General features: G+C 48.7%; 15 protein-coding genes. 4 read left to right on the forward strand and 11 right to left on the reverse strand.

All coding sequences use genetic code 11. From position 1 onward, the window contains the following. Positions 1 to 50: 50 nt before the first annotated feature. The 5 genes from MKZ04_RS13240 to MKZ04_RS13260 all read right to left on the reverse strand — a co-directional run bounded on the left by MKZ04_RS13240 (position 51) and on the right by MKZ04_RS13260 (position 6,096). Complete coding sequence (locus MKZ04_RS13240) at positions 51 to 812, reverse strand: DeoR/GlpR family DNA-binding transcription regulator (RefSeq protein WP_020452957.1); 762 nt, start codon at positions 810 to 812, stop codon at positions 51 to 53. A gap of 79 nt (positions 813 to 891) precedes the next feature. Continuing rightward, positions 892 to 2,373: a rhamnulokinase gene (locus tag MKZ04_RS13245; protein ID WP_341046116.1), complete on the reverse strand. Its 1,482-nt coding sequence runs from the start codon at positions 2,371 to 2,373 to the stop codon at positions 892 to 894. Further along, a complete protein-coding gene (gene rhaI / locus MKZ04_RS13250) occupies positions 2,370 to 3,590 on the reverse strand; it encodes an L-rhamnose isomerase (RefSeq protein ID WP_023856289.1) in 1,221 nt (406 codons plus the stop codon). The genes MKZ04_RS13245 and rhaI overlap by 4 nt, the downstream gene beginning before the upstream one ends. Beyond that, a complete protein-coding gene (locus MKZ04_RS13255) occupies positions 3,583 to 3,972 on the reverse strand; it encodes a sensory rhodopsin transducer (RefSeq protein WP_023856290.1) in 390 nt (129 codons plus the stop codon). The genes rhaI and MKZ04_RS13255 overlap by 8 nt, the downstream gene beginning before the upstream one ends. Positions 3,973 to 4,026: 54 nt before the next feature. Beyond that, a complete protein-coding gene (locus tag MKZ04_RS13260) occupies positions 4,027 to 6,096 on the reverse strand; it encodes a bifunctional rhamnulose-1-phosphate aldolase/short-chain dehydrogenase (RefSeq protein ID WP_020452961.1) in 2,070 nt (689 codons plus the stop codon). A gap of 358 nt (positions 6,097 to 6,454) precedes the next feature. Between MKZ04_RS13260 and MKZ04_RS13265 the strand changes: the two genes are divergently transcribed. Continuing rightward, positions 6,455 to 7,654, forward strand: a complete 1,200-nt coding sequence (locus tag MKZ04_RS13265; RefSeq protein WP_023856293.1) for an MFS transporter — start codon at positions 6,455 to 6,457, stop codon at positions 7,652 to 7,654. A 19-nt stretch (positions 7,655 to 7,673) separates the two neighbouring features. Here MKZ04_RS13265 and MKZ04_RS13270 read toward each other — a convergent pair whose 3' ends face one another. After that, a complete protein-coding gene (locus tag MKZ04_RS13270; protein WP_341046118.1) occupies positions 7,674 to 8,900 on the reverse strand; it encodes an MFS transporter in 1,227 nt (408 codons plus the stop codon). Between the two features lie 525 nt (positions 8,901 to 9,425). Between MKZ04_RS13270 and MKZ04_RS13275 the strand changes: the two genes are divergently transcribed. Together MKZ04_RS13275 and MKZ04_RS13280 are read left to right on the forward strand one after the other, a co-directional pair. After that, on the forward strand, positions 9,426 to 10,175 hold the full coding sequence (locus MKZ04_RS13275; RefSeq protein ID WP_075212682.1) for a tRNA-dependent cyclodipeptide synthase: 750 nt from the start codon (positions 9,426 to 9,428) through the stop codon (positions 10,173 to 10,175). Beyond that, positions 10,172 to 11,392 (forward strand): cytochrome P450, cyclodipeptide synthase-associated, encoded by a 1,221-nt coding sequence (locus tag MKZ04_RS13280; protein WP_023856296.1) that lies wholly within the window; start codon positions 10,172 to 10,174, stop codon positions 11,390 to 11,392. Before MKZ04_RS13275 ends, MKZ04_RS13280 begins: the two co-directional genes overlap by 4 nt. On the opposite strand, the gene MKZ04_RS13285 is transcribed toward MKZ04_RS13280, so the two are convergent. The 3 genes from MKZ04_RS13285 to MKZ04_RS13295 all read right to left on the reverse strand — a co-directional run bounded on the left by MKZ04_RS13285 (position 11,389) and on the right by MKZ04_RS13295 (position 13,633). Further along, positions 11,389 to 11,844: a nuclear transport factor 2 family protein gene (locus MKZ04_RS13285; RefSeq protein ID WP_023856297.1), complete on the reverse strand. Its 456-nt coding sequence runs from the start codon at positions 11,842 to 11,844 to the stop codon at positions 11,389 to 11,391. The genes MKZ04_RS13280 and MKZ04_RS13285 overlap by 4 nt on opposite strands. 16 nt (positions 11,845 to 11,860) lie before the next feature. Then, positions 11,861 to 12,340: a MarR family transcriptional regulator gene (locus MKZ04_RS13290; RefSeq protein WP_224146438.1), complete on the reverse strand. Its 480-nt coding sequence runs from the start codon at positions 12,338 to 12,340 to the stop codon at positions 11,861 to 11,863. A 114-nt stretch (positions 12,341 to 12,454) separates the two neighbouring features. Beyond that, the gene (locus MKZ04_RS13295; RefSeq protein WP_048350125.1) at positions 12,455 to 13,633 is read right to left on the reverse strand and encodes an amidase; all 1,179 of its coding nucleotides are present in this window, start codon (positions 13,631 to 13,633) and stop codon (positions 12,455 to 12,457) included. Positions 13,634 to 13,816: 183 nt separating this feature from the next. Between MKZ04_RS13295 and MKZ04_RS13300 the strand changes: the two genes are divergently transcribed. Next, positions 13,817 to 14,866, forward strand: coding sequence for an oxidoreductase (locus MKZ04_RS13300; RefSeq protein ID WP_341046121.1), 1,050 nt, complete (start codon positions 13,817 to 13,819; stop codon positions 14,864 to 14,866). 31 nt (positions 14,867 to 14,897) lie between these two features. Here the strand turns inward: MKZ04_RS13300 and MKZ04_RS13305 are convergent, their stop codons facing one another. Together MKZ04_RS13305 and trhO are read right to left on the reverse strand one after the other, a co-directional pair. After that, complete coding sequence (locus MKZ04_RS13305; RefSeq protein WP_020452970.1) at positions 14,898 to 15,533, reverse strand: FMN-dependent NADH-azoreductase; 636 nt, start codon at positions 15,531 to 15,533, stop codon at positions 14,898 to 14,900. Positions 15,534 to 15,973: 440 nt separating this feature from the next. Further along, the gene (gene trhO / locus MKZ04_RS13310) at positions 15,974 to 16,942 is read right to left on the reverse strand and encodes an oxygen-dependent tRNA uridine(34) hydroxylase TrhO (RefSeq protein ID WP_101561459.1); all 969 of its coding nucleotides are present in this window, start codon (positions 16,940 to 16,942) and stop codon (positions 15,974 to 15,976) included. Positions 16,943 to 17,108: the final 166 nt, after the last annotated feature.

The following is a 17,108-nucleotide window of genomic DNA, read 5'->3' on the forward strand; positions in this document are numbered from 1 at the left end:
TTATCCCATTTGCGCCTGATTTTAAAATCAAGTGCTTGAGGAGCTTGATTTCAGCCGACGATCGTGATGGTCTCTGTAATGTCTTTCAAGAGGGCAAGGTTTGCTTTGTCAATTCCTGAATCTGTGATGATCCTGTATCCGTTATGAAGGCGGTCGATTTGCGAGAAAGCACGGGTCCCGAATTTGCTGCTGTCCGCCATCAAGATCGTTTCGTCCGCAATCTCGATCATCCGTTTTTTCAACAGCGCCTGCATTTCGTTTGAATCGCTCAAACCGCTCGCAGGGTCGACGCCTTTGCAAGACAGAAATGTTTTGTTGACGTGATACATATCAAGGGAGCGCTCAGCCAAAGGACCGACATATGACATCGATTGCGGCAGCAGCATCCCGCCGGTTGAAATGACCGTCACCTTTTCTTTTTTGCTGAGTTCAATCGCGACTCTGACTGAATTGGTGATGACGGTCAGCGGGATGTTTTCAAGCGCTTTTGCCATGTACCATGCCGTCGTGCTGGCGTCAAGAATTATTCGTTCCCCGCTTTTCACGTGCTTAACGGCTTCAAATGCAATCATCTTTTTTTCGTTTACGTTTGTAATTTCGCGCTCGCGAAAATGCACCTCCGCTTCTTCGGTCTGTACGCTGACAGCGCCGCCATGACTTCTTTTCAGCTTATTTTCCTTCTCAAGCTTTTCCAGATCGCGCCTGATCGTTTCTTCCGTGACGGAAAAAAGCTCGCTCAGTTCTGTGACGCGTACGCTCGAGCGCAGATTGACAAGCTCGACGATTTTTTGGTGTCTTTCAGCTACAAGCATCCGTTTACTTCCTTCCTTTTTTGGTAAAAGTCACTGTTACTTTCATGATAGCGCATCAGCGCCGATACAGGAAATGTTTTCAGCGGGAAGCGGCGCCGAGAATCTGACTTGTATAGCGGCGGTATGCCGCCTCCCACGCTTCTGTATCTTCCGGTACATACGTTTTTTGAGGGAAGGAAGTCCTGATCGCTTTTCGGGCGCTTTGAATATCCCAAAACATGTCGAGTGCGATAGCCTGTACGGCAATGTTGCCGATGGCGCTCGCCTCTGACGGTCCGGCCCATACATTTCTGGCCAGTACATTCGCCGTGTATTGGCACAGCAGTTCATTTCGAATCCCTCCGCCCGCCATGTGAAGTCCGTCATATTCTTTTCCTGTCAATGTTTCAATCCGTTCAAGCGTAAACCGGTATTTAAACGCAAGGCTTTCCAGCACGCAGCGGATCATCTGTCCGGGCGTTTCCGGCACGTGCTGCCCAGTTGCACGGCAATACTCCCTGATCGCCTCAGGCATATGCACGGGATTAAGAAACACCGGGTCATCCGGGTCAACCGCCGACCTGAATACTTCCGACTGTCCGGCAAGTTTGACAAGCTCAACGCTCGAATAGCTGACCCCGTCTTTTTCCCAATCCGCCTGACAGCGCTGGAACAGCCACAATCCCATAATGTTTTTTAAAAAGCGGAATGTACCGCCGGCACCGCCCTCATTTGTAAAATTCCAATCGAGCGCCTGTTTTGACATCAGCGGAATGTCAAGTTCAGTTCCAATCAGCGACCAGGTGCCGCAAATCAAATATGCAAAGTCTTCCGTTTCAGCGGGAACGCCGACAACTGCAGAAGCCGTGTCATGTTCGCCGACGGCAATGACCGGTACGGCAGGCACCGACAATTCGCTGCACACTGATTGTGACAGCCTCCCCGCTTCGCTTCCTGGTTTTGCTATATCCTTCGGAAAAATATTGGCCGGGAGTCCCATAAGGCTGATGAGCTCCCAATCCCAATCTGACGTTTTCGGGTTGAACAGCTGAGTTGTCGTCGCATTTGTAAACTCGCTTTTTTTCTCGCCCGTTAAAAAATAGCGCAGCAAATCAGGAATCATTAAAAGCGTTTCCGCGTGTTCCAACAGCGGAGAATTCGCTTTTTTCAGTGCCCGGAGCTGAAAGATGGTGTTGAACGGCAAAAGTTGAATACCGGTTCTTGAAAACAGCTCTTCTTTTCCGATTTCATTCAGCACCTCCATCATCATTCCGTCCGTGTAAGGGTCTCGGTAATGATAAGGGTTCCCCAACAGCTCTCCGTTACGATCGAGAAAGCCGACATCAACCGCCCATGAATCGATTCCGATACAGCTGATTCGTCCGCAGCCGTTTTTCGCCTTTAAAATGCCTTGTTTGATTTCATGATAAAGCCTGAGAATGTCCCAATAAAGGTGTTTTCCCGCCTGAACGGGCTGATTTGGAAAACGGTGAATTTCCTCCGCTTTGATCAGACCGCCGTCCACATGACCTGCATAAGCTCTGCCGCTCGACGCACCAAGATCAAAAGCGAGAATCGTCACCAGCTTGCACCGCCTTTGCCGCGTGCCAGTATTTTCTCCGCATACCCGCTTTCCGCATAAGCTTTGAGCGGATCAGGCGGGACGTTCATTTCCTCCCGCACGGCGTAAAGGAGCGGTTTGACGTCAATTTCAAATGCTTCGCGGATCGCAGCCTCTGCGGCAAGAACGTCATGATTTTCCTGCGCTTTCTTCACTTCATCGAAGTTGATCAAAAGCGCTTTTGCAAATTGAGTCTGCACATTCATGACCGAGCGCAGTACAGCCGGGATTTTAGGTTCGAGATAATGGCATTGATCAAGCATATACGAAATATGTTCGGCCGTCTTCCGGACACTCGGGTCGGAATCGCGGCAGGCGTCCAAAATTTGATAAAAAATGAGAAACAGTTCGTACGGGTTGTGCGCGCCTGCGATCAAATCGTCATCAGCGTATTTGCGGCTGTTGAAATGAAAGCCTCCGAGACGTTTTTCGTCAAGCAAATAAGCGACAATGTGCTCGATGTTCGTCCCTTGGGGATGGTGGCCGGTGTCGACGAGCACCTCAGCCTTCGGCCCGAGCTTTTGCGCCAAATTGTAAGCCATCCCCCAATCCGCCAGGTCTGTATGATAAAATGCCGGCTCAAAAAACTTGTATTCAATCAAGAGCCGCATATCATCGTCAAGCGCTTCGTATACTTCAGCCAGACACTCATACATCCAATTTTTCCGTTTTCTGATGTCGCCCTGACCGGGATAGTTGGTTCCGTCGGCAAGCCAGAGGCTGATTTCCTTGGATCCTGTTTGTTTTGCAATATCGACGCATTCGAGCAATTGCTCAGTCGCTTTTTGGCGAATGTCCGCTTTAACGTTTGTGACGCTTCCGAATTTGTAGTCATCGTCCTGGAACAAGTTCGGATTCACGGCGCCGACGGCAAGGCCAAGCTGCTCGGCGTGCGCTTTCAGCTTTCCGTAATCATCAACTTGATCCCACGGAATATGGATGGCGACGGAAGGACAAGTTCCGGTTAATTTGTGAACGACTGATGCATCTTCCATTTTTTCAAATGGATCCCTCGGTACGCCCTCTTGCTGAAACACTTTGAAGCGCGTGCCCGAGTCCCCGTATCCCCATGAAGGCGTCTCGATTTTAAGCGCTTTCAATTTTTCCTTTACTTCAGAAAGGCTGATGCCTCTGTCTTTCTGCTGTTCTTCAAATAAAGCGTAAGCCCGGTCATTCATCATGTACACCCTTCCCCCTTGTTTTTAACGGATATGCCATGGTTGACATTAACGCAAGTTCCGGCTGGGTTGTGTCCAGCCGGCTGTACTGGACGATCACAGGTACATCGCTTGCGATCTCGATCGCATAAGGAACATTTTCAGGAATGCGTTCTCCTGCTCGGTGCAAAGAACTTGTGCGAATATGCTTCGTTCTCTTGCCCTGAACCGTCTCGGGAATGCCTTCGAGCGGCGGACGGTCTTCAAAGTATACTGTGATCGCAAGGTTTGCGTCTTCTTCATGGCAATTTAAAACACAAATGGCTTCATGGCTCGTCAAGCTTCCGGAACTTTCCGGAGGAATAAAACCGTCCGGTATGATCCAGTGGGTCTCGCCCTTCATCTCCCTTTTCCCCCTTTGTTTTCTGAAAGGACGGCCGAAGCCGTTCCTTTCCAATTACCTTGAAAATGCGGCCGGCACTCCCCCGTCAACCGTCAGCATGCATCCCGTCGTTTTTGCCGTTTTTTCTGAAGCGAAATAAGCGATCGCTTCGGCGATGTCGGCGGGATAAATGTTGACGGAAAGAGTCGTACGTTTGCGGTAATGCTCTTCAAGCCGATCGGGTTCAATCCCGTAGGCGGCGGCTCTTTCTTCGCGCCACTTGGAGTCCCAGATGGCCGACCCTTGAAGCACCGCATCCGGAAGCACTGAATTCACGCGGATTCCATACGGTCCGCCTTCAGCGGCGATGCATCTCGCCAAATGAACCTCAAGCGCTTTTGCAGAGCTGTATGCCGAAGCGTTTTTGCCTGCATAAACGGAATTTTTCGAGCCGATAAACACCATGCTGCCGCCTGAACCCTGTCTTTTCATTTGCTTAAAAGCTTCTCTGGCGACGAGAAAATATCCTGTTCCAAGTACATTCATATTCAAATTCCATTCTTCGAGAGTCGTTTCATCAAGCGGGCTGGATGTCGCAAGCCCCGCGTTGTTGACGAGAATGTCGATCCCGCCGTAATTAAGGACGATTTCCTCGAATGCCGCCTGAACGTCCTCTTCTTTCGTCACATCCATGCGGACGGCGGATGCTCGTTCCGCACCGTATTGTTCATTAATCTCTGCGGCTGTTTTTTCTGCGCCTTCTATATTAATGTCAGCAACAGCAACATGCGCACCTTCTGAAGCAAGGCGGCGGCAGGTCTCGCTGCCGATTCCGCCCGCTCCTCCCGTCACAAATGCGATCTTGCGGGAAAATTCGGCTTCCGGCGGAGCAAGCGTTAATTTATAAAGCTCAAGCGGCCAATATTCGACATTGTAGGATTCTTCCTCATTTAGAGATACAAAGTTTCCAAGGACTTCTGTTCCCTTCATGACAGCAATCGCCCGCCGATATAAATCTCGGCTGACCTTTGCCATCGCCAGGCTTTTACCTGCTGCCACCATGCCGATTCCCGGGATTAGCATCACGCGCGGCGCCGGTTCAAACATCTCGTCTCCTTCATGCCGGTTTCTTTGAAAATAGGCGGCATACGATTCTTTAAACCTAGCAATCTCGGTTTTGATCCGTTCGACCAGCTTCTCTGTGTCCTGTTCAGCGGGATTCCACGGAATATAGGCAGGCGTCCGCTTTGTATGCACAAGGTGATCCGGACATGCTGCGCCGACCTGTGAAAGCGATGGAGCGCGCCTGCTGTTCGTGAATTCGAGTACATCATCAGCATCGCACCATGTGAGCAGCATGCGTTTCTCTCCGCTGACAGCGCCGCGGATAATTGGCAAGATATCGGCTAAAATCCGTTTCCGGTCCTCCGGTGCAAGCGGCTCGACCATCTGTCCGCCAAACGGCTGATGATCTTCTGAACGGCTTTTAATGTATGCTTCCGCTTCGCGAATCACAGCAATCGTCTGATCATAGCTTTCTTTCGCCGTTTCCCCCCAGGTGACGAGCCCATGCTTCTCCATTAAAACAAGCTCTGCATTCGGGTTGTTTTTCACACCTTCTGCTATCAGCTTCGATAAAGCGAAGCCCGGTCTGACATAAGGCACCCATACAAAGCGGCTGCCGAATATCTCCTCTGCGATCTCTTTTCCATTATCAGCGCAGCAGATGCTGATGATCGCATCGGGGTGGGTGTGATCGACATGCGGAAACGGCAAAAAAGCATGAAGAAGTGTTTCGATCGACGGCCGCGGGTGCTTTCCGTCCATCATGCAATGGGACAAATATGCCGTCATTTCTTCATCGGTCATGCTGCTCCGTTCCATCAGCGGACGAATATCATCGAGCCTCAGCCCGGTAAATTGGCCCGCTGACATCGTCGCCAAGTCCGAGCCGCTGCCTTTCACCCACATCACCTCGATGTCCCTGCCCCTGAAATCCTTTTCCGTCGTTTTCATCGATGTGTTTCCCCCGCCCCAGTTGCAGACCGATCGGTCAGAGCCGATCAGGTTGGAACGGTAGACGAGTTCGTCAAGACCCGGACGCAGCGATGCAGCCTCAGTTTCTGACCATAAATATTCCACCATACGTATCACTCCGTTTTTGTTTGTTTATTTTTGAATATGTTTGTTTAAAGAGTAACATATTTTGTTTTGTTTTGTAAGCGCTTTTTTCAGAAGCCATTTTATGATAGAGCTGTTTCAATCGGTCTATAAATAAAAAACCCCCAACAGCAGGCAGCCGTAGGGGGGGCAGGAATGTGGAATGTTTTAACCTTTGAAAATAAAACGTCAGATTTTAAGAAAGCGCTGGCATCATGATGATGACGCTTTTTGTCCCGACGGCTAACCGTTTTGGGAACATATTGATCCACAACAAACGGTTGAAAATCGGCTTTTAATCTTTTAATATATAAACTCATGTTTTTTAAAAGGAGGGGTCAGGATGAATAAAACACTGCACGCACCAGTCAAACTGATCATCGCAATTTTTATGATTTGCACATTTTCTATCGGCTTTACAGAGTATGTCGTTATGGGTATATTGACTTCCATTTCAAAGGATCTCTCTGTTCCGATTTCATCTACTGGCTTATTGGTAACGGCATATGCGGGAAGCGTTTGTCTGACGGGGCCGATCGTCACCATATTGTCGGTCAAAATGCCGCGAAAACCGGTATTGATCGGCTTGATGAGTGTGTTTGTACTGTCGAATGCGCTCAGTTTCCTGGCGCCGAACTTCACCGTTTTGTTGATCTCAAGAATCCTATCCGCTTCCATTCATGGCGCATTTTTTGCAACGACGATGGTGTTCGTCAGCGAAATGGTACCGCCCGAAAAGCGGGCCGCCGCTGCCGCTTCAATGAACGGCGGCTTGACCATCGCCCTGATGCTCGGCGTTCCGTTCGGTTCTTATTTAGGCGACCTTTTCAACTGGCGGATCGTTTTTCTGATGATCGCATTCCTCGGATTGATCGGCCTCGCCGGCATTTGGCTGACGGTGCCGCACAGAAAACCGAAAGTCGTCCCTAAATTGATCCATGAATGGGATGTGTTTAAAAATAAACAAGTTCTTTTCTCTTTTGCTATCACAATTTTCGGCTATTCAGGTGTATTCATCGCCTACACGTTTATTGAACCGATGCTGCGGCATTCTGCCGGTTTTGGCAGCCTCGGCATTACAGCCGCCCTTTTCGCCTACGGATTTGGCGGAGTCGTCGGCAATTTCTACGCCGGAAAGGTGCCGTTTCACCTGTTAACCCGCTCCATGATCGGCGTGATGATCGCGCTCATGGCGATCCTTGCGGCCTTCCCTTTTGTCAGCGGACACCCTGCCGGCGCCATCATCGTGACGTTTTTATTCGGAGCCGGCGCTTTCGGAACGGTGCCCCTTTTGCAAACAAAGGTCGTGGCTGCGTCTGAACACGGAACAACGATCGCCACCTCTGTCAGCATCGCTGCATTTAACTTGGCCAACGCGCTCGGCGCATGGATCGGCGGACTCATTCTTCATGCATCAGAGTCCTACACATACCTTGCCACAGGCGGTGCGCTTATGACCATGTGCGGACTGACGCTGACGATGTTCGCCTTTGTGTCTGAGAAAAGACAAGTGAAAGAAGAAATGTGGAGAACGGATCTGTAATTAAAAAAGCTGCCCGGTTTTAAGACCTGGCAGCTTTTTTGTTTGGTTCTTGCAGCGTCTTTGTCTGAGCTGCTTTCCGCATGATCGCGAACATCAAAAGGGCGGCCGCGGCATAGACGATGCCGAAACAGCCGAAAACGAAAACAGAAGATGACATTCCTAATAACACGCCTGATAGAACAGGACCGCAGGCCATTCCCGTATACCTGATAAAATTAAACATGCCCATCGCACTGCCGCGGTTCTCATCAAATTCATTTGCCATCATCGTAGAGAACAGCGGCGGGATCAGCCCCATTGTGACGCCGAAAAGAACGAGGGCCGCCGACAACGCGAAAAGTGAAAACGAGTGGGTAAAGCCAAAACAGACGACGCTGGCCGCGGCGGTCAGATTGCCGATCAGAAACAGGCGTCCGAGCGACAATCTCTTTTGTATCCACTTAAACAGCACGCTGCCGGCAACTGTACTGACCACTATCGGCAAATACAGCAAGCCGACGATCTGCAGATCAAGGTGATAATGATCAGTCAGCAAAATCGGCAAATATACGATCACTGAAAAATAAATAAAGAAAAGAAGATAGCTTAATATCAAAACGGCATTTCCTGTCCTGTTTTTGAAAATATCCTTATAATGCGACAACAGGCTGCCGGCGCTGAGATTGGTCTTTTTCTCCGCATGGCTCTGCGGAAAGCAAAACGCATTTCCGAAAAGCAAAAGAACAGACAAGACTGTCAAAAACCAAAAAATTCCCGGATAATTATAGCGCTCCCCGATAAAACCGCCGAGAATAGGCGCCGCTGCCGGTGCAAGGGAAAGCAGCATTTGATAAGTCCCCATCGCACTGCCCCGCTTCGTTCCCTGGAACAGAGATCCGATTGTGGTTGCCGCAATTAATGGAAGCGCTGCCGTCCCTAAAGCCTGCAGCACCCTAAAAAAAAGAAACAGTCCAAAATCCCTTGCGACGGCGCAGCCGATTGTAGCAATGACCGTTACGATCATGCTCGCCATCATCACAAACCTCGATCCTTTAAAGTCGACAATTGAGCCTACAATGATTTGCATCACAGCTGTAATGAAGATGAACAGCGAGACGGACAGGTTGACCATCGATACGGAAACGTGAAACGAATCTCTGATTAACGGAATGATGGGTGAATAAATATTTTGATTCAACGATGCGAAAAAGGCGCTGATACACACAAAATACATAATGAAAGAAGCATTTAATTTCATTGGTCTCATGTCAAACCGCCTGCCTTGTTTTTGTTTATTCGTTAACAATTCCTTCAATATCGTTCACCAGTTAACAATATTAATTGTAGATGACTCCTTTATCAATGTCAACGAACATTTCTTACTGCAGCTTTAAAGTTTTTACAAATTTTTTACTTATCGGGTTTCTTCACTCGAAAAACGCCTTAAAAAAAGGTTCCTTCTGATCAAAATTCCTCAGATTCACAAAAAACGTTACGAATATTTTCATATTTTGAATTTGATTTGTGTTGACAACTGGAAAAGATAGGGATAAAATGACTATTGTTTACTAGTAAACTTTCATGCTGTACCTTGCCTGATTTTGAGCTCAAACTCTTGCCCTGCTTTAACTATTGAACAAATGTGATACCCCTTCATCATGACCCGCACCATCGCTTATTCTTCTCGATTCATCGTGAAGTTGAGACCAGCCTATTCCCAGCTCGATAAACCGCACGTATCCCATCATTGATTGCAAAAGAAGTCATTCTATGTCCGTTAAGGAGGAAATCAATGACAGAGCTTACAATGGAGAGCAAACACCGGCCATTCAAAACTGAAACTCTTACCCGAAACTGCAATGAAATACTAAAACGCAGACACCATGTTCTCATTGGCATCAGCCCGTTCAACAGCCGATTTTCCGAAGATTACATTCATCGGCTTATCGGCTGGGCCGTCCGTGAATTTCAACATGTATCCGTGCTTTTAGCCGGAAAGGAAGCAGCCAACCTTCTCGAAGCGCTCGGCACCCCGAATGGGAAGGCCGAACGGAAAGTCAGGAAAGAAGTCTCACGGAACCGGAGATTCGCTGAAAAGGCGTTGGAAGCGCATGGCGGCAACCCCGAGGCCATTCATACATTTTCCGATTTCGCGAACCAGACCGCATACCAGCGTTTGCGGATGGAAGTCGAAGATGCCTTTTTCGACCAGCCGCATTTTCGGAAAGCCTGCCTGGAGATGTCGCATGCGGCGATCCTCGGAAGGGCCCGGGGTATTCGCATGGATGTCCAGGAGGTCAGCGCCGCCATGCTGGAGCTGGCTGTTGAATACGTCATCGCTGAACTTCCGTTTTTCATCGCCGCCCCTGATATTTTAGGCGTCGAAGAGACGCTTCTTGCTTATCACCGTCCATGGAAGCTCGGCGAACAGATCTCCCGTCATGAATTTGCCGTCAAAATGCGCCCAAATCAAGGATATCTTATGGTTTCCGAATCGGACGAAAGTGTGGAATATAAAAGCATGCAGGAGGAACGAGTATGAATCAATCGCTAAAAACATTCAGCGTGTTGTCAGAACAATATCACGAGAATCCGTATCAATATTTCTCATACCTTCGGGAATCTGATCCCGTCCATTATGAAGAATCGCTAGACAGCTATTTTATCAGCCGCTACCAGGATGTGCGCCGCGTGCTCCAGAATCAGGACGTCTTTACAACGAAATCGCTCGCCAAACGGGCCGAGCCCGTCATGCGCGGACCTGTGCTCGCCCAAATGAAAGGCAAAGAGCACACGGCGAAAAGGAGAATCGTTCTGCGCCGTTTTATCGGGGAATCCCTTGATCACCTCACACCGCTCATTAAAGATAATGCACAAAGGCTTTTGGCCCCTCATCTGGAGAAAGGGCGGATCGACCTTGTCAATGATTTCGGCAAAACGTTCGCCGTTTGTGTGACGATGGACATTTTAGGTTTGGACAAGAACGACCACCAAACAGTGAGAAACTGGCACAGCGGCGTCGCCGATTTCATTACCAGTTTGAATCAGGCACCTGAAGACCGGGAACATTCCCTCAAATGCAGTGAACAGCTCGCTGAATATTTGAATCCGATTATCGAGGAAAGGCGCAAAAATCCCGGACATGATTTAATATCCATCCTTTGCACTTCCGAATACGAGGGAGTAGCGATGTCTGACCGCGACATCCGCGCGCTGATTCTCAATATATTGCTTGCCGCCACGGAACCGGCGGACAAGACGCTCGCATTAATGATTTATCATTTGCTTCATCATCCCGATCAAATGAATGACGTGCTGGAAGACCGTACGCTCCTGCCTCAGGCCATCGCAGAGACGTTGCGCTACAAGCCGCCGGTGCAGCTCATCCCGCGCCAGCTTTCACAGGACGCGGTGATCGCCGGAGTCGAGCTCAAAGAAGGGACGACTGTATTTTGCATGATAGGCGCGGCAAATCGCGATCCTGAAGCGTTTGAGAATCCCGACGAGTTCAACATCCATCGCACCGACCTGGAAGTCAAAAGCGCATTCAGCGGCGCAGCCAGGCATCTCGCATTCGGTTCAGGCGTCCACAACTGTGTAGGAGCGGGGTTTGCGAAGACGGAAATCGAGCTTGTCGCAAATATCGTCCTGGATCAGCTGAAGAATATCCAGCTGGAGGAAGACTTCGTTTACCGTGAGACAGGCCTTTACACACGCGGCCCCGTCTCGCTCAACATCAGATTTGATACGAAACATTAATCTTGTGAAAAAGCCTTCTCCTCCCGAGAGGAGGCTTTTTCAATTGCCGCCTCACTGATCTTCGCCAGCTCTTCAAAATCCTCCTTCCCTTCGATCGCATGTGAAAGTTCGTGGCATTGAACGATTTTAAAACCATTCATTTTAAACATCGCGATGACATCAATTCTCCCCCGGTCTCCGTTTGTTTTGACAACATTGACCGTATACCTGACCGCTGCGCTTTGCAGTCGCTCGTCAAACAAAAACTCATGAAAGGGCGACACCGTTATGGTGCGGGCAACCTTTTTCAGCGTCCTCATGTGATCTTTAAACTGCACAAGGTCAATTTGACTGCCGTCGGTTACTTGAACATAATTCTCGCTGAAATAATCGGGAATTTTTTCAGTATTCATTTCACTCAAGATGTCCTGATACATGCTGCTTAAAAACTGTTGGGCTTCACTTTTATTCATTCGCTGCTCCTCTTGATTAAATGTGTTTTGACCATTCGTTTAAAAAGCGGATGACGGTTTCCAGCTCGGATTCGGAAAACCGCTCAAACATCTCGATATAGCGCTGCTTTGCAATTTCGTGCATCCTGTCATGAATGTCGGCCAGTTTCTTCCCCTCGTCTGTTAATCTGTAATACAATTCTTTGTTGTTGTTCGGTTTTTTGTGCGATTCGATCATCCCGTGCTTTGTAAGCACATTGACCGCTTTTGTCACTGCCGCTTTTGATATTTGAAGTTTTGCTGCTAGGAAAGCGTTGTTGACGTCTGCCTCGTTTTCGCTGATAAGCGAGATAATGTGAAGCTGGGTCAGTGTCCAATGCTTCCGGATGCTGCCGTCTTCTTGAAAAGCTTCCTTTGCGAGCGCCTGCTGTTCATGCTGAGCCCGCTTTTCTCTTTTGAGAATAAAATCCTGAACGGCTTGAAATGCTTGCTCATACGTCTTGTTTTCCACGATCATCATATCCTTTCCATCATCGTTAACCGGTTAACTATTTAATAGTTTACCAGTTAACAATAATTAAAGCAAGCAAAAAGCATATGATGCAGAAAAGATCCGCAGCATATGCTTCCCTCATACTTGAAGAGATAACACGTGCTTTTCAGTCCAAGCCAGAAGCTTCAGGTCCTGTTTGCGGCCGGCGATGAATGAAAGCCCCAAAGGCTCGCCGTTTTTTGCCGGTAACGGAACGGTGATCTGCGGAAGCCCGCCAAGCCCGGCAATACACGTCAGTTTCATCGTGCGCGCCCTTCTCTCATGTAATTCGTTTTCCGGTAGCCCGCGGAGCGGCGGCGTGCCGGGAGCAGTTGGAATGACGAGTAAGCCGTCTTCCGCGAGCCATTCCGACAGTCTCCTTTTCACCGCTTCTCTTTTCATCAACACATGCTCATGATCGCTTTTCCTAAGACTTGACGTCCATTCAAATCTTTCTGCGATTCCAGAGCCGAACACTGGATTTGTGCGCTCGATCCAAGCTCCATGCTCCTCCCAAATATCCAGACCCTGCAGCAACTTGAACATCTCCGCCCATTCCGCGAGGCCTCCGTCAGCGGCAATGCACCAGTCGAATTCGCCGTCTATCAGGCCTAATGCATGAGCGTATACTTGTGTCCGGTCGCTTTCTTCAAGCAGGCTCCACGCCTCTTTTTCAAAATAAATCCGCTTGAAACAGGCCCCTGCCTCCTCCTGTCCGCTAAGCAGGACGCGGCCTGCCGCATGAAGAATTCCGATATCTTTTGACATCCATCCGACAGTGTCAAAGCTTTTCGCCAGTGGTATGACTCCATTAACCGGCACCTCGCCGTGCGTCGGCCGAAATCCGAAAATTCCGCAGTAGGAAGAAGGGATTCTGACAGACCCTCCGGTGTCTGTTCCAAGGGCAAAATCGGCCATGCCGGAAGCTGCCGCCACGGCCGAACCGCTTGAAGATCCTCCAGGAATGTTGTCCTTGGCACAAGGATTGACTGGCGTACCATAATGGACATTTTCTCCGTCAAGGCTGTACATCAGCTCATCCGTGTGAGCAGCACCTTTAAGCCTTGCCCCTTCACGCAGCAGCAAGTCAACGGCTTCCGCGTTTTTTTCGGCAGGTTCGTGCGTCCTCAGCCAATCAGGATTTCCCGCCGCATTTGTATGGCCTTCTACCGCAAACACATCCTTTACCGCAAACGAAAGGTTTTTCAAGCTTCCTTCAGCTGATGCCGGCTCGACAGCCAAATCCTTGTTCATAAAAGCGCCCCAATCATACTCCATTTTCAAAATCCCCTCTTTTTGTTTTTAACGATAACCGGACACCTCTTCAAATTGAACAAAATTGTGACAAAATCTTCCGTTCTCCGGTTGAAAAGGGTCTTTAGGTTTGTTCCTATAGGCAAACAGGGTAAAATAAAGGTGTGTTGATTACATATTAAAAACGAACATGGGAGAGGAGAATGAATGGTGAACAAGGTTCGCACAGGAATATTAGGATACGGTTTGTCAGGTTCGGTGTTTCATGCGCCTTTATTATCTGTGTTAGAAGATTTTGAGATTCGAAAGGTGATGACTTCAAGAAAAGAACAAGTCAAACAAGACCTCCCCGAAACAGAAGCCGTCAGCTCGATCGAAGACATCACAAATGACCCTGACATTGATCTCGTCATCGTGACCACGCCGAGCTGCCTTCATTACGAAATGGCGAAAGAGTGCATCCGCGCCGGAAAGCATGTCGTCCTGGAAAAACCGATGACGGCAACAGCGGAAGAAGCTGAAAAGCTCATCAATGCCGCGAAAGAAAAAGGGGTGCTTCTCAGCGTCTACCACAACCGAAGATGGGATAACGACTTTTTGACGATCAAACAGCTCATCAAAGAAGGGCGACTCGGAGAGGTTAACACATTCCACGCCTCCTACGACCGGTTCCGGCCGAATGTCAGACAGCGCTGGAGAGAGCAGAAAGGACCGGGCTCAGGCGCACTGTACGATTTGGGTTCACACCTGATCGATCAGGCGCTTCATTTATTCGGCATGCCAAACAGTGTCACCGCTCAAGTGACCGCTCAAAGAGCCAATGCGGAAACAGACGATTACTTCCATGTCGTCCTTCACTATGATCAGCGCCAAGTGATTCTCCACTCGGGTTCGATTGTTCCGGCCAACGGTCCCCGCTACCAAATCCACGGTTCAAAAGGAAGCTTTATTAAGTATGGTATCGACGGCCAGGAGGATGCACTCAGAGCGGGTCAAAAACCTGCAGGCGATGAGTGGGGAGCCGATCAACCCAAATATTACGGGGAACTGGCCACAGTCAAAGGCGACGAGGTCATTAAGGAAACAGTGGAAAGCATCCCGGGTTCATACTTAACCTATTACAAGCAGCTTGCTTCAAGTATTCTTGAAGGCGGCAGCCTGCCTGTCACGGCGGAAGAAGGACGCGACGTCATCCGAATTATCGAAGCCGCTCAAAAAAGCAGCGAAACGAATCAAACGGTGTTCTTACACAAATAAAATAAAACCGCGGATCACGTCCGCGGTTTTTTCAAAAGGTCCGGCCCAATTCTTTGGCGCGGGCAATTGCATTTCGTTTAATTTCTTCGGCTTTATCCGGCTCTGCATTATGCCCTTCTATAAATAAACCTTCAAATTCCGGCACTCCGAAAAACTGCATCATGATGCTGATATAGCGGTGCCCCATCTCAAGTTCCGCAGCCGGCCCTTCTGAATAGTAGCCACCTCTCGCCTGGATGTGCAGGGCTTTTTTATCGGTTAACAGCCCGATCGGTCCCTGTTCGGTATATTTAAACGTCTTTCCCGCTACAGCGACCGCATCAAAGTACGCTTTCATCACCGGCGGAAAAGAGAAATTCCAAAGCGGCGTGACAAACACGTATTTGTCTCCCGCGATAAATTGCTCGCTCAGCTCATTCAAACGGCCGACTTTTGCCTTTTCGTGTTCAGAAAGCTGTTCAAATCCCGATCCCGACTGCAATTTTCCCCAGCCGCTGAAAACATCCGCATCAATCTGCGGAATGTTCTCCTTGTAAAGATCAAGATGTATGACTTCATCATCCGGATGAGCTTCTTTGTAAGATTCGATAAAAGCTTTTCCCGCCGCCATGCTGTATGATGCCCTTTCGTCATGCGGGTGAGCGGTAATGTAAAGGGTTTTTGTCATCTCTTTTGCTACCTGCCTTTTTGTATTGTTATTGGATAGTATGGGACGTTTTCAGGCAAATATTCAGAAAAACTCGGCTTATGCTGGAATCATCCGCCGGTCCAAAAACGTATAGCCGGAAATAGCTCGCAGACAGGATGCAAACTTCCCATACGGAAGTTTTACGACGCAGTTTGCACATATTGCTGATCGCCTGTTTCGCATTTTTGCACTAGCGGCTGGATCAAAAGCGTTAATTGATACTTTCGTTCAGCAGTCTGATCGCCTGCAAATACTTTCATTCTGCTTGCAATTCACGAATAAAAAAAGGAACGCCTCGATTTTTCAGGTCAAGGCGTTCCTCCATTCAAAACGAAAGCAGACTCCCTTGCAGGAGCAATGCCATTTCTTAGATGCTTGCGGCATCTTCGTTTTTTAGATGATACTTTTATATACAGCTTTTATGACTGCGCTGTATGCCCCTCTTCTTCCAGCTTTTCGAGTCTCTCTTGCACCTCTTCTTCTGAAAGGCCGTGCTCTTTGACATACAGGTTGCGCGGATGAACCCGGCACTCGTGCGTGCAGCCCCGCAAATAGCGGTGTTCATTTTCTTCAGAGCAGATGATCTGCTTGTTGCATTCAGGGTTGGCGCAGTTGACATAGCGCTCGCAAGGCTCGCCGGTGAAATAATCCTTGCCGACGATGACATGCTCTTTCTGGTTGACCGGAACGCTGATTCTTTCATCGAAAACATAGCACTGCCCGTCCCACAGTTCACCTTGAACTTCAGGGTCTTTTCCATACGTCACAATCCCGCCGTGAAGCTGGGACACGTCTTCAAATCCTTCTTTTTTCAGCCATCCCGAAAATTTTTCGCAGCGGATACCGCCCGTGCAGTAAGTCAATATTTTCTTGCCTTCGAGCTTTTCTTTGTTATCACGGATCCATTCAGGCAATTCGCGGAACGCCTTAATGTCCGGTCTGACCGCGCCGCGGAAATGTCCCAAATCGTACTCATAGTCGTTCCGTGCGTCGACGACAATCGTATCTTCCCGCTGCATCGCCTCATAAAATTCTTTTGGCTCAAGGTATTTTCCCGTTAATTCATTCGGATCGATATCATCTTCCAGACGGAGCGTCACAAGCTCATCGCGATGGCGGACATGCATTTTTTTGAAAGCGTGCCCTTCTGATTCATCGATTTTAAACACCATATCTTCAAAGCGGGGATCGTTTTTCATTTCACTCATATAGCGGTCTGTCTGCTCTACGGTTCCTGACACGGTTCCGTTTATTCCTTCACCCGCCACAAGGATGCGCCCTTTCAGGCCCAAATCTTTGCAGAACTTGAGGTGATCTTCGGCAAATTGCTCGGGGTTGTCGATAAGAACATATTTATAATACAACAATACTCGGTATTGATTTTTCATGATATCTTACCACCTATCTGATGCATGTTTTTATAGGAGAAAAAATGGAATATCCATCCATTTATTTTATCAAACCTTTGTTCATATTAAAACAAATCATCACCATGATTTCAATGAAGCTGCTTGAACATTCCCTTAATCAAATGCTAGAAATTTTAACACTTCC

Source organism: Bacillus sp. FSL W7-1354 (assembly GCF_038002405.1).
In the GTDB taxonomy this organism is placed as follows: domain Bacteria; phylum Bacillota; class Bacilli; order Bacillales; family Bacillaceae; genus Bacillus; species Bacillus paralicheniformis.

What these genes read in the sequence shown, in the direction of transcription:
- MKZ04_RS13240 (WP_020452957.1), bottom strand. Translation starts at nt 812, where the DNA reads ATGCTTGTAGCTGAAAGACACCAAAAAATCGTCGAGCTTGTCAATCTG.
- rhaI (WP_023856289.1), bottom strand. Translation starts at nt 3,590, where the DNA reads ATGAATGACCGGGCTTACGCTTTATTTGAAGAACAGCAGAAAGACAGA.
- MKZ04_RS13255 (WP_023856290.1), bottom strand. Translation starts at nt 3,972, where the DNA reads ATGAAGGGCGAGACCCACTGGATCATACCGGACGGTTTTATTCCTCCG.
- MKZ04_RS13260 (WP_020452961.1), bottom strand. Translation starts at nt 6,096, where the DNA reads ATGGTGGAATATTTATGGTCAGAAACTGAGGCTGCATCGCTGCGTCCG.
- MKZ04_RS13265 (WP_023856293.1), top strand. Translation starts at nt 6,455, where the DNA reads ATGAATAAAACACTGCACGCACCAGTCAAACTGATCATCGCAATTTTT.
- MKZ04_RS13270 (WP_341046118.1), bottom strand. Translation starts at nt 8,900, where the DNA reads ATGAGACCAATGAAATTAAATGCTTCTTTCATTATGTATTTTGTGTGT.
- MKZ04_RS13275 (WP_075212682.1), top strand. Translation starts at nt 9,426, where the DNA reads ATGACAGAGCTTACAATGGAGAGCAAACACCGGCCATTCAAAACTGAA.
- MKZ04_RS13280 (WP_023856296.1), top strand. Translation starts at nt 10,172, where the DNA reads ATGAATCAATCGCTAAAAACATTCAGCGTGTTGTCAGAACAATATCAC.
- MKZ04_RS13285 (WP_023856297.1), bottom strand. Translation starts at nt 11,844, where the DNA reads ATGAATAAAAGTGAAGCCCAACAGTTTTTAAGCAGCATGTATCAGGAC.
- MKZ04_RS13290 (WP_224146438.1), bottom strand. Translation starts at nt 12,340, where the DNA reads ATGATCGTGGAAAACAAGACGTATGAGCAAGCATTTCAAGCCGTTCAG.
- MKZ04_RS13295 (WP_048350125.1), bottom strand. Translation starts at nt 13,633, where the DNA reads ATGGAGTATGATTGGGGCGCTTTTATGAACAAGGATTTGGCTGTCGAG.
- MKZ04_RS13300 (WP_341046121.1), top strand. Translation starts at nt 13,817, where the DNA reads ATGGTGAACAAGGTTCGCACAGGAATATTAGGATACGGTTTGTCAGGT.
- MKZ04_RS13305 (WP_020452970.1), bottom strand. Translation starts at nt 15,533, where the DNA reads ATGACAAAAACCCTTTACATTACCGCTCACCCGCATGACGAAAGGGCA.
- trhO (WP_101561459.1), bottom strand. Translation starts at nt 16,942, where the DNA reads ATGAAAAATCAATACCGAGTATTGTTGTATTATAAATATGTTCTTATC.